This is a genomic window from Litchfieldia stipae, from assembly GCF_014837155.1.
Lineage (GTDB): Bacteria > Bacillota > Bacilli > Bacillales > Bacillaceae_L > Litchfieldia.
Genome location: NZ_JACYHA010000016.1, coordinates 36,475 through 49,466, shown reverse-complemented (window position 1 = coordinate 49,466; position 12,992 = coordinate 36,475). Strand labels below are relative to the sequence as shown.

The following is a 12,992-nucleotide window of genomic DNA, read 5'->3' as shown; positions in this document are numbered from 1 at the left end:
GTCATTACTACTACTATCATAGTAAAAAAAAAGAATCCTATCAATATGGATTCACTAAATCGCCTTTATTCATCATAGGAAGAGTGGGAATCAGTTCACCTTCAGCTGTTCGGCTGATCCTCCCATGTTTTTAGCTAACTCATTCATCATTTCTATATCCTGCTCTGTGTACGTTTTTTGTTCTCTTGAACCTACAAACAGAACTCCATTCGTACGTCCTAAAGTCTTCACTGGTACCCCAACGGCAGCAAGAAGATTTTCGGCACACATCATCGGGTCTTCTAATCGTTTGACATGAAGATTTGGCACTGAGTCATCTAAGATCATTGCTCGGTCTGCACGAATCACTAAGCCTGCAACACCTTTGCCAGGTCTTGATTGCATGCTTTTATAACGTTCATTAAGATTTCCTGATGCAAATGCCCAGTGAATCATGAGTGATTCTTTATAGAGATAAGCCACCGCGGAAAAATCACTAGATGTCTTCAATCGAATCTCATTTAATTGTTCAAGTATATCAACATTTAATTTTTCCATGTTCTTCTCTCCTCGGCTAGAACCATTCTCGCCCTAAGGGTTAGCTTACTACACTCATTTTAATCTTTTTAATGTAAAAAGTAAGTCGGGGAATTCCCCTAAAGTTATCTCATCATTTGAAGAAAAAGCGCTGATAAAAGGGATTGTGTGGCTTTTTTATGAACAGCTCTAAGTAAATTGAGCATTGAAAACTCAGGGAAATGGATAGGTAAAGTTCAGTAATTATCCCGATTACACAATTTAGACACAAACGATATGATTAGGGTACAAACGTTTCACATGAGGGGATGAAGAGAAATGGCAATGGCTATTCAAAATCAATATGAGAAACAAAGTCTTGTAGATACATTCAATGGAGATATTAGTGCATTCTTGTCTAATGATAATTTAAATAAATTAAAAGAAATCATGCGTCCAAAGGCAGTGAAAGCAGGCTCCCATTTATTCTGGGAGGGGGAAGCAACTGATAAATTATATTTCATTAATTCAGGGCAAATTAAGCTCCGCACTTCTACTGAAGCAGGGAAGGAATTTCTCTTAGGGATTAAGGAAGCTGGCTGTCTACTAGGCGAATTTGGTGGATTTGAAGATCAAGCTTACTATCGTTATCGTGCAGAAGTAACAGTCGATGGGGAAGTAAGTGCAGTTCATCTGACCGATTTAAAAAAGCTTCTCTATCAATTTGGCAGCTTTGCCGTTGAATTTATGAGTTATTTAGGCTGGATGAACCAAGTAACACAAATGAAGCTACATGATGTACTTTTCTATGATAAATCAGGCACATTAGCTTCTACATTGCTTCGAATGAGTCAAAGCTACGGAGTGAAATGCAGTGACGGCATTCTTCTGAACATCGAACTAACAAATAAAGAAATTGCTGATTTTATTGGCTCAACAAGAGAAAGCGTCAATCGCCTCCTAAATACATGGAGAAAAGAAGGGATCATTGATATCATCAGCAAACAAATCGTCATCATCAGACCGGAGAAATTATATTCAATGTGTTAATGGGCCAGGAGTCAGTCTCATTGGTCAAAAAATGAAATGGTGTTTATATGCCTGGAGGTGGCAAGATGGATATGTTACAAGGTTTACTATGGATAGCATTACCTTATTCTTCAATTGCAATATTAGTGATGGGGTTGATCTGGCAATATGAGAGTCAAGAGAACTATGGTGATAACAAACAAGTTGTTTGTTGGAAAAATGCTTGTGTTTCTCTGCTCGTGATTGTTGCGCTTGGAACGGGTGTATATTCTTCATTCGTTCTACAAACTCAACTACATGCATTTGAATGGCTTTTCAATTTGGTTACCTTGAATCCAAGCTTAAGCCTAATCGAAGCAACACCATTTTTGTTTAAATTACATTTGCTAAGTCTTTGTTCTCTATTCATTTTCTTGCCATTTACCAAATATATTAAACTACTTAACTCCTTTTTTATGAATAAAAGAGTGGATGCATTACCTTTTATATTTTTGTTGTTCAATCTGTAATAAGAAATAACATTCTAGCAGTCTGAATACACGTAGACTCCTGCGGGATGCGTTGGCCCCGCCGGACGCGAAGTGTATTTAGGCTGCGACTATTAATTTGCAAACTCTCCTATCAACGTCACCTCATTTTCAAAAGCAGCTCATAAGAAACTCATCCTATTATTGCAATATGAAAAATGTTGGAAAATAAATGGTCGAAAAATTTAATATATTTCGTTATACTACAACTATAGAGAAGAAATTTGTAGAAAAATGTATCGTAATAGGTGAGGGGATCTTGATGAATACGACTCAACGTATTGAGGGTTTAAATGCATCTTTTCTTGCGTTAAATGCAGAACTGGAGCTCATTTATTGCAATGCGGAAACAGAGAAGCTCATTGGGCAACCAATGGAAAAGTTGATTGGTAGAAACATAATTGAACTAATTCCAGAATTACAGTTTTCTCCTCATTTAACCATGCTAAAAAAAACCATTGACGAGCACAAATTGCTCCACTTCCAAGAGTATATTCCTCAGCTCAATAGGTGGTTTGAATTCAGGGTCTATCCAGGAATAGGGGATTCTCCTATCTATCTGGTAGATGTGACAAACGAAATCATGAAGAACAAGGTCTTAGCCTGTCAGCGGATCATTCTTGAGATGATCGCAAAAGGAAAGCCTTTGCATGATGTATTACATAAGATCGCGGAATTTATTGAAGAACACTCAAGGAATGGATACTGTTCGGTTTTATTATTGGATCAAACAGGTGAATATCTACAGGTGAAGGCCGCACCATCATTGCCTGAGGAATTTACCCAACAAATCAACAATATACAAATTGGTCCATATGCAGAAGGGTGTGGCAAAGCTGCCTACTTGAATAGGAACGTATTTATTGATGATTTTGAAACAGCTTCATTATCTGCAACGGTTCAAGCAACCTTAAGAAAGCAAGGTTTTCAATCGGCCTTAGCTACACCAGTTATTGACTCGAATGGAACCGTACTTGGTACTTTTGCCTTTTACTATCATGATAAAAGAACTCCGAATGAGCTTGATAATCAATTGATCGAACTATCAAGCTATTTGTGTAGTATTGCGATTGAAAAGGATCGAATCCAGCAACAAAAACTGATTGAAACCGAAACGAAATTTAACCTTATTTCTGAAAACATGACAGACTTAATCAAAATCATTGATCGAAACTATATCATTCAATATTGTTCTCCCTCGATCAAATCAGTTTTAGGATTAAGGGTAGAGGATTTAGAAGGATCACAATCAATGAAGATCATCTATCCAGAAGACCTGCCAAATGCCATTCATGTATTCAATCTAGCGGTCGAAACGAAGACTAATCAAAATATTGAGTATCGTACAAAGAATGTGAAGGGAGAATGGATTTGGTTTGAGGCGGCTTTAACTCCATTAATAAAAGCGGATGGAGAAGTAGATCAAGTGTTAGTTGTATCAAGGGATATTTCCGAGCGGAAGCGTTCAGAAAGACTGTTAAAGCAAAGTGAACAACGCTATAAATCACTCTTTATGCACAATCCTGATGGTGTATATTCGTTAGATTTAAATGGGAGATTTGTGAAGGTGAATGATCAATTGATTGAGCTGACGGGATATACACGAAAGGAGCTTCAACAAATGGTCGCGCCCATCTTTATTAAACCAGAGGATCAAAAGCGGGTATACAATCATTTTCATCATGCGGCAAATGGAGACGCGCAAAATTTTGAAGTAACCATCGTTCATAAGAATGGGCAAAGGGTTTATTTAAATGTAAAAAAAATGCCGATCAAAATTGACGGTGAGATTGTTGGTGTATATGGCATCGCAAAAGATATTACGGAACAACAACATGCACTTAAGGAGCTCGAAAATTCTGAAATGAAGTTCCGCTCAGTTGTTGAATCTGCCTCTGAAGCGATTATCATTACTGATCATCAAACGAAGATTGTGTCATGGAACAAACGAGCAGAAGCCATTTTTGGCTATAGTCAAGAAGAAGCGATTGGGCAAGGAATCGAGATTACAGTCTCGAAGGATTTCTTGAATAAGCATCAAGGCTTATTGAAAGATTTCATCGGAAATCAATATGAAGCATTTATAGGGAAGCCGATTGAAATAACAGGAGTAAATAAGAATGGGGAAGAAATTCCTCTTGAGGTGTCTTTCAATTATTGGCAGACAGAGGATGAAATATATATTAGTGCGATTGCTCGTGATATTAGTAATCGAAAACGGGTGGAGCTGGCACTTCAAAAAAGTGAAGAAAAGTATCGTAATTTAATTGAAAATCTACCAGAAGCTGTCCTGATTTTTAATGAAGAACGATTGCTCTATGTGAATAAACGGGTTGTCCAACTATTTGGTGCTGAAACAAAAGAAGACCTCTATCATCAATCTATCTTTGATAGGATTGATCCAGAATATCATTATGTATATGAAGCGATTCGAAGCACGATTTATAATCATTATCTTGTAGAAAACATGGAAGTGCGATTATTAACGTTTTCAGGTGAGACGATTGATGTCCAAATTAATGTCGTACCAACAACATTCGAAGGTGAAAAAGCCGCACAAATCATACTTCGTGATATCACAGAATTGAAAAGAAGTAAGGAATTACTTATACATGCTGAGAAGCTATCAGCAGCCGGTGAGCTTGCTGCAGGCATTGCTCATGAAATACGCAATCCATTAACGAGCATTAAAGGTTTTATTCAGCTTGCCCACCAATCAGGCAGCAATCAAGAAAGATACTATCCAATCATATTAACGGAAATCGACCGTATTAATTCAATTATTAGTGAGCTCTTACTTTTAGCTAAGCCTAAGAAAACAGAATTTAAGAAGCTAGCTCTTGAGTCGATTGTTACTGATATGTTGAAGCTATACTCTGCCCAAGCTATCTTACATGATATTGAACTTATCCAATACATAGACGCTGCTGAAACGGATATCATTGGGCATGAAGGTCAGTTGAAGCAAGTATTTATAAATTTATTTAAAAATGCTTTAGAAGCCATGCCGGGTGGTGGAATAGTTGAGGTTCGATTAACCGAGAAAAAGCATTCACTGATTCTATCAATCAAAGATAATGGGGAAGGCATCCCCAAAAAAAACATCCCAAATCTTGGTCAACCGTTTTTTACAACCAAGGAAAAGGGGACTGGGCTCGGTCTGGCAACATGCTTTAGTATCATTGAGAATCATAAGGGATTGATGGAAATTAACAGTGTTGAGCATGATGGTACTGAAATCACGATTACTCTTCCACGATTAAAAAGCAATGAACATAACTAAAGGTGGTCCTAGTACCATCTTTTTTTATAAGAATCAACTAAAAACATAGGAGATGAAAGCGATGAATCTAGTAAATGTTCACCGTGGCAATATTGTTGAAAGTGCACATCAAGGACATATTGCGGTTGTTGATGCAAATGGAAAGCTCTTATATGCACTGGGTGATCCTGATGCGGTGGTATTTGCACGCTCTTCAATGAAACCAATTCAAGCTATTCCAGTAGTAGAAACTGGGGCGGCCGATCACTATCAGTTTTCTGATCATGATTTAGCGTTATGCTGTGCCTCCCATAGTAGTGAAAGCATTCATACTGATAGAGTGCTAGATATCCTAAAGCGAATGGGAATCGAAAAAGAAGCACTACAATGCGGCACTCATATCCCACGTTCTCAGGAGACATATCAGAAATTAATAGTAGCAGGAGAAGAGCTAACTCCACTTTATAATAATTGTTCTGGAAAACACACGGGTATGCTAGCAACCGCAAAGCATATGAATGAGGACTTAGCTTCCTATTATTTACTTACCCACCCACTTCAGCAACGAATACTAGAGACTGTTAGTGAGATGTGTGACTATCTAAAGGAACAAATCGAAATAGGAATAGATGGGTGTGGGGTTCCAGTTCATGGTCTTCCATTGAAGAATATAGCATTTGGTTATGCGAAAATGGCCGATACAACGAAACTTTCAGAGAAAAGGGCGAAGATGGTTACCCGAATAACGAATGCAATGATGAATGCACCTGAAATGGTTGCAGGAACAAACAGATTCTGCACGGACTTTATGCGAATAGGAAATGGAAGATTCTTTGGAAAAGTAGGGGCTGAAGGTGTGTACTGTCTAGGTGACAAAGAAACAGGATTAGGAATTGCGGTGAAAATAAAGGATGGAAACGAACGTGCAGTTTATCCAGCGACTATCCATGTTTTACGTGAATTAGGCTTACTCAGTGCGGAACAACTACAAGCCCTAAGTGACTACCGGAAGCCACCACTTAAAAATGCAAGGGGAGAAAAAATCGGTGAGCTAGTAGCTGATTTTAAGCTGAATAAGGTAGTATAAATAAAGTTTGCTTTACAGGTTACAACTTATGAATAAAGGGGTGAGCCCGAGGCCACCCCTTATTCCTGCTGCTTCAAGTGTTCTTTGAATGCAGCTAATTGTTCTTTCTTTTTCTGTTCATAAATCTTTTTGAATTCATCAGCTTCATTTGCTGAGTAATCATGCTCTACTAATTCAGCCTGCAATTGCTCATAAAGCTGCTTAAATTCCTGATCAGCTTCTTGCTCCATTTCCTTAAACTCCTGATAATAACGGCTCATACTAAGTAATGATTGGCTTTTCGTACCTTGTTCCTGATACTCATCAAATGCCTTCACCATTAAGTTTGTTAGTTTTGTTGAAGTCGTCTGTTCTAGCTTTCCAAAAAGAGACATGTACTTTTGCTTAATCTTTGTCAGGTCATCTAATGTAGTGGCATTCTCCATCCCTGATTCTAGTAACGTTGATTGATTCATCACAGCCTGACTAGGGCTATCCTTTCGAATGCTATAATCAATCGTTCGATACGGAGAATTAGCAACAGATGTAGGCTTAGAATCGTATAAAATAAGAGCAATAAACACTATCACTTGAATTAGAATCATCCCAACTAATAGCTTCTTCATTCTCTTTCACCTCCACTAACAGTGTGGACAGTAGGGGAGGGCTTTAAACAAAAAAAAGGCGAGACAATCGCCTTTTTTAAATCGCAGCCTGAATACACTTCGTGTCCTGTCGGGGCTCACTTTGTCCACGCATCCCACGGGAGTCTACGTGTATTCAGAATGCTTGTAATATTATTGTTAATTTTTAATCTGTCTGTAACAACAAACATGATGAATATAGTCTTAACTATTGATAGCTTCACTCTTACTCAATTTCTCTGAATAGTTATTTTCAATCATATGAATGAAGGGTTCAACAAATTCAGGATCAAATTGCTCACCAGAACAACGACGTAATTCTGATATTGCCTCACAAAATGATTTCGTCTTCTGATATGGTCGTTCAGTTGTCATTGCATCAAATGAATCAATGATACAAAGGATTCTAGCTAGCTTTGGAATATTGTGGCCCTTTAGTCCATGTGGATAGCCTTTCCCATCATATCGTTCATGATGAAGCTCAACAAGGGGAAGCAGTGAATCGAATTTCTTATTCGTCGAAATGATTTCTTTTCCGAACGTCACATGCTTTTTGACCATTTCCCATTCATGCTGTTCAAGCTTGCCCTTCTTATTCAGAATATCTCGTGGGATCTCAAGCTTCCCGATATCATGAATTAAAGCACCAAGAATTAAATTCTTCTTTTCAGAATCAGATAACTCTAGCTGATTACTGAAATCCAACGCATATTGAAACACACGCTTACTATGACGATACGTATAGACGTCCTTTGAAAGGAAGATTTTCAGCTGTTGCTCGGCTTCCTCCAAATTATGATCCATCGCGGTTAACACCTGGTGATTATTCTCTACTTCCTCACTAAAAATATGAACAAAGTTTTTACCTTGTGCCTTTGAATAGTACATCGCTTGGTCCGCTTTTTTTAATAGCTCAGTAGAGTCATATACACCGTTACAATATTCTACGATTCCTGCTGAGAAGGACAGGCACCCATAAGGAAGGGCCTCCACACCAGCAAAATAGGTATCGTTCACTTTCTTTCTTAAATTATTAATGCAACGGTAGGCTTCTAAGCTTGTTGTGTTTGGTAGAATAACGGAAAATTCCTCTCCACCATACCTTGCAACCGTGTAGTTGTGTGCATTTGCTTCTTCCTCAAGGATTTTTCCAAAGAAGGTTAGCAATGCATCACCTTGTATATGTCCATAAAGATCATTATATTTCTTGAAATCATCAATATCGATGAGAGCTACATTCACTGTCGTTTGGTTCTCGCGAGCATTTAGAATTTCCTTCTCTAATAATTCTTTGAAATAACCGTGATTATTCAGTCCAGTCAGATAATCCTTATTCGCCTTCTCCAATGTCTTTTGATACAGCTTAAAATGCTGATCAAATGCAAAGGACAAGAGCATAGCAATACAGACGAAAAGGAAAAGACCGAAAAAGCCTTCATTATTTAAAAGAATTCCTAGGATAATTGATAAAAGCATTGTAGTGAAGTAACTGGCAAGGAATGTTTTGTCTATACTTATCCTTTTAAAAACGCTATTAAAACTCTTTGAGTCATGTAACTTAAAGAATAATGTGACGAATAGCATATTTACAGAAAAATAGGATGCTAACGAGATTATATAAGGTAGCAGATTTTCTGTATTAATGGTTCCAATTATCCCACCAAAACTTATAAAAAGTAGATATGAGATAGAAATCATAATAGCGTATATTGAAAAATTGAAAATATGAGTCCACCATGAAAGTTTTCGTTGGTAGATTATAAAAATAACGCTAATGATAAATAGAGCATACAAAGTCAATTCAATTCCATATAGATATAAACTCGCTAAGTAAATAGCTGAGTCCATAGATATAATATTATCTTTAGGTGGAATGTATATAATATGATAGTTTAGTAAAGATATAGCGCCAATTAGTGAAAAGATAATAACCCAATCTGAAATTGTGATCTCTGAGAACATAACAAAGTACCCTAAGGTTGAGATAGCAATCAGAAAAGTTATTAATAAATATAGTTTAACTGAGTTATTTTGCAGTTTCATATTAATCAACTCACATATAAAAAAATTGGTGGGAGAAAGTTATAATCAACTTTTTCTCCCACCTTATTATACATCTTACAAACCAACTTTCCACCCTGATGTGAAAGAAAGAATTAGTGATCCGAAAATAATTGCGTTAAATAGAACACGTGATAATTTTGACCCCGCAAATTTTTTCATGATTAATTCACCTCCTTTAATTTCGAAACTGATGTTGTTGCTTGTGCTTCTTTTTTATGCACCATTATATATTGAATGAATTTGAAGCCGCCGATATTCATCACTACATCTCCAATACTAATCACCTGCGTTTTTGGATAAGGTGATGAAAGAGGGATAATGTCTCCCAAGAAACCTAGTTTAGTCGATTCTGTTAACAATGTGTGCTTTGCATAAAGCTGATCTTTTAAGATATCTAGATACATAGGATCTAGAACAGCTGCTGCCTCTGCTGAAACAGGCATTCTTCCACCATTAACGAACATAACAATAAAGTTTAAAAAGACTCCAATGAGAATAATCATAAACCCAGGATGAGCTCGGTTAACGTATAGAAATCCCATTCCTACTATATAAATTGCCATATATATATAATTACTAGTTTGACCAATCAGTTCAATGCTGTTTTGTAGAAAGTAGACCGATAATTGAATGAGTAAAAAAATAGGAAAGATCCATCCCCACTTCAATCTGAGTGTAGAAAAGGCTTGCAAATTCCCTTTGCGACAAAGCGCTACTATAAATGATAAGATAATTCCATCGAAAACCATAAAATACGTCACCTACTAGATTATTTACTTTACTAGAATTATTTTTAGAAGATGTAATTTTTGAAGAAATTGCGGTGTATCTATTTCTGTAGTTATCATATCTATTAATATATTGATTTGCAACAAAATTTGCTAAATTTCGGAAAAGCACCCCAAATTACCCAATTGTTACGAGTTGATAATAGGTACATTTTACCACGAATATCTTGTTTTACAGCAAATAAAACGTAACAATAGTGGGAATAGTTAATTCATCAATTTTTGCAGCAAATGCCTAGTGAAAAAGAGAATAAATGAGTAGTAGTTACTCCCTATGAAATTATGTATAATGAAGTAAAATGAATTGTAGGAGTTTGTCGTATATGGTCGATTTTTATCGAAGAAACATTTCCTTTTTAAAAAATAGTGCGGTGCTTATTATTGCTACGACTTCAATCATTATCGTATTTTGGTTTTTGTTATATTTATATATCTTTCCTTCGATTGAAGAAACTGCAAATACATCACTGAAAACCAATTTAGAATTAATAAAGCAAAATACATTAGAGGATTTAAATAAGCCCATTTCAGAGTTGACTGATTTAGCTGAACGTCCTAATACAGTAACGACAAACCCAGAGTTGATATCCGCGTTTATTAAAAAGGGATTTGAAGACCATCAGATGTTCGATCAAATTAGCATGCTCGATCATAATTTAAATCATAAACGCTCTATTATCAATCGACCGCTTACGATTACTGAAAAGAAGCCGTTCATTCAAATAGAAGATACAACCTACCATAATGGCACATTTCTTTCACCCTTCGAATATAGCTTGAATAGTAAAGAGCCTTACATATCGATTTATACACCAATCAAAAATGCAATTGGGAAATACAGTTATATAGAAGGTACACTAAAAATCAGTACTCATTTCTTTAATCCGACTGTCATAAATGAAAAGTTAGGAAAGACAGGAAAGATTTTTCTATTTGATCGAGAAGGAAATCTATTTTCTGATGAAGAACATTTACCTTTTACGGCTGAAACGAAAGAAAAGCTCCGTGAACTGGTTAAGAATAATGTCATTTCGGTGAACACTGATTCACAAGATATCAGGCTGTTACAGGTTTCAGATGGCGAAAATCAGGTTTTTACATTAATGCCTCTCTATAATCAAATGTTAATTGGGATCTCTTATGATGAATCGATGATTTATGAAGCTAAATTGAAGCTTAGAAATACGCTATTGATGATTTCTATTTTATTAGAAATCGTTGTTATCGTTGTTGGGGTAAGTATATATCGAAAGCTGTCAAGACCGACTGCGCTCCTTATTGAGCAAGCTGAAAGAATTACAAATGGGGATTTAGATGCGCCACTCCCAACTACTCGCGATCAAGGTACATCGGCCATTATTGATGCTTTGCAGAGTGTATTAAATGAAAGATATCGCTTGTTTATTCAAACGATTGAAGCGATTAGTATAACGCTTGAAAAAAGAGATTCGTATACGGCGGGACATTCCAAGCGTGTTACTGAATATGCCCTTGCAATTGCAGACGAGCTGCAATTAACCGATAAGGAGAAAAGGGACTTACAGCTTGGTGCTGCATTGCATGATATTGGGAAAATCGGAGTCCCAGATCGGGTACTTCATAAAACGGGCCGACTTACCCCAGAGGAATTTCATGAAATTAAGCAGCATCCTGTGTATGGTGATGAGATTATCACAAATATTAAAAGCTTGAATCATATTCGTCCCATCGTCCGTTCACATCATGAGCGCTGGGATGGAGGAGGATACCCAGACGGCATTTCTGGTGAAGAGATTCATTTGTTGGCGAGAATTACCTGTGTTGCTGATACATTTGATGCGATGACCTCCGATCGTCCTTATCGAAAAGGGATGAGTGAGCAACAGGCGAGTACAATAATCAAAAGTGAGTCAGGAAAGCAATTTGACCCAGTAGTGGTTGAGGCTTTTATGAAGTGGAAAAGTAAAGAGATGAAGGATGGTTCTCAGAAAGATATTATGTAGGTGGATAAATTATAATGTCGTAGTCTGAATACACGGTTACCCCATCCTATGGGAGTCTTATGTGTATTCAAGATAACATAATAAAAAGCTGCTTTACTTATGCAATCATACATAGGTAAAGCAGCTTTTTTAAGTTAAATTAATTTGTCGATACAGTTGATTCGTTCATATTAAGGTGCTCTTTTAATTGTAATGATAATGCTGAGCGATCTTCTTCTGAAACTTGTAAGTAATAGATACCATTGATTTTAGTGCCGCTACCAGTAAGAGTCAGTTTTTCCAAGCTATGGCGGGCATCTTTATAATTTTTTTGAATATCAACCATTTCAGTTAAAGTGAGGTTGGTTTTAACATTTGAACCAATGACACCTAGTATATCATCAATTTTCGTGATTGAAGAGATGGTTGCACCTTTATCAATCACTCCTTGAATGATTTGCTTTTGACGGTCTTGGCGTCCGAAATCTCCACGAGGATCATCATATCTCATTCGAGAATAAGCAAGTGCCATCTTTCCATCCATTGTTAGTTCACCTTCACCAAATGAATAGCCTTCGTAATCAAAGGCAAACGTGCTATTTACTGTAACTCCTCCAACAGCATCAACGATGTCCTGGAAGCCTTCCATATTCACTTTCACAAAGTAATCAATCGGAATATCTAGGAAGTTCTCAACTGTATTCATAGCCATTTCAACGCCACCAAATGCATAGGCATGATTAATCTTATCATTAAAACCACGTCCGATAATTTCCGTACGAGTATCACGTGGAATGCTTACCATGCGCATCGATTTTGTAGTGGGATTGATGGTCATGACAATAATTGTATCTGATCGACCACGATCATTTGCTCTTTCATCAACACCTAGAATTAATACTGAAATAGGGTCCTGCTCCTCAAACTTTACTTCCTCTATACGCTTCTCAGAAACGACTCTTTCAATAGGTTCATGGATCACATTTAATGTTTTTTCGACTGAACTATATATTGAATAAGCATAGATTGCGATTCCAATGAACATGACACCTAGCGCACTTAAAGTAAAAGTAAGCCACTTTCTCTTCTTCGTCCATTTAGCCAAATTTAATCTCTTCCTTTCATCGGATTACAAATTCTAACAAAATTATATATG

At 36.7% G+C, this 12,992-nt stretch carries 10 protein-coding genes; 5 read left to right on the top strand and 5 right to left on the bottom strand.

Annotated elements, in window-relative coordinates:
* Positions 1-90 precede the first annotated feature (90 nt).
* Positions 91-537 carry a GAF domain-containing protein gene (locus F7888_RS16735; RefSeq protein ID WP_191781413.1) on the bottom strand — a complete coding sequence of 149 codons (447 nt, stop codon included), beginning with the start codon at positions 535-537 and terminating at the stop codon, positions 91-93.
* Positions 538-834: 297 nt separating this feature from the next.
* Here F7888_RS16735 and F7888_RS16730 point away from each other — a divergent pair, with 297 nt between their 5' ends.
* The 4 genes from F7888_RS16730 (at position 835) to F7888_RS16715 (ending at position 6,400) form a co-directional block, all read left to right on the top strand.
* The gene (locus tag F7888_RS16730) at positions 835-1,545 is read left to right on the top strand and encodes a Crp/Fnr family transcriptional regulator (protein ID WP_191781412.1); all 711 of its coding nucleotides are present in this window, start codon (positions 835-837) and stop codon (positions 1,543-1,545) included.
* Between the two features lie 65 nt (positions 1,546-1,610).
* Positions 1,611-2,033 (top strand): respiratory nitrate reductase subunit gamma, encoded by a 423-nt coding sequence (locus tag F7888_RS16725; RefSeq protein ID WP_191781411.1) that lies wholly within the window; start codon positions 1,611-1,613, stop codon positions 2,031-2,033.
* A 280-nt stretch (positions 2,034-2,313) separates the two neighbouring features.
* Positions 2,314-5,334, top strand: coding sequence for a PAS domain S-box protein (locus tag F7888_RS16720; RefSeq protein WP_191781410.1), 3,021 nt, complete (start codon positions 2,314-2,316; stop codon positions 5,332-5,334).
* Positions 5,335-5,395: 61 nt separating this feature from the next.
* A complete protein-coding gene (locus F7888_RS16715) occupies positions 5,396-6,400 on the top strand; it encodes an asparaginase (protein ID WP_191781408.1) in 1,005 nt (334 codons plus the stop codon).
* Positions 6,401-6,459: 59 nt separating this feature from the next.
* On the opposite strand, the gene F7888_RS16710 is transcribed toward F7888_RS16715, so the two are convergent.
* The 3 genes from F7888_RS16710 to F7888_RS16700 all read right to left on the bottom strand — a co-directional run bounded on the left by F7888_RS16710 (position 6,460) and on the right by F7888_RS16700 (position 9,836).
* Entirely contained in the window at positions 6,460-7,005 is a 546-nt protein-coding gene (locus F7888_RS16710; protein WP_191781406.1) for a hypothetical protein, read from the bottom strand.
* Between the two features lie 222 nt (positions 7,006-7,227).
* A complete protein-coding gene (locus F7888_RS16705) occupies positions 7,228-9,066 on the bottom strand; it encodes a diguanylate cyclase (RefSeq protein WP_191781404.1) in 1,839 nt (612 codons plus the stop codon).
* 182 nt (positions 9,067-9,248) lie between these two features.
* Positions 9,249-9,836, bottom strand: a complete 588-nt coding sequence (locus F7888_RS16700; RefSeq protein ID WP_191781402.1) for a DUF5317 domain-containing protein — start codon at positions 9,834-9,836, stop codon at positions 9,249-9,251.
* 362 nt (positions 9,837-10,198) lie between these two features.
* Between F7888_RS16700 and F7888_RS16695 the strand changes: the two genes are divergently transcribed.
* Positions 10,199-11,857: an HD domain-containing phosphohydrolase gene (locus F7888_RS16695; RefSeq protein ID WP_191781400.1), complete on the top strand. Its 1,659-nt coding sequence runs from the start codon at positions 10,199-10,201 to the stop codon at positions 11,855-11,857.
* A 139-nt stretch (positions 11,858-11,996) separates the two neighbouring features.
* Here the strand turns inward: F7888_RS16695 and tagU are convergent, their stop codons facing one another.
* The gene (gene tagU / locus F7888_RS16690; protein WP_191781398.1) at positions 11,997-12,941 is read right to left on the bottom strand and encodes a polyisoprenyl-teichoic acid--peptidoglycan teichoic acid transferase TagU; all 945 of its coding nucleotides are present in this window, start codon (positions 12,939-12,941) and stop codon (positions 11,997-11,999) included.
* Between the last annotated feature and the right edge of the window lie 51 nt (positions 12,942-12,992).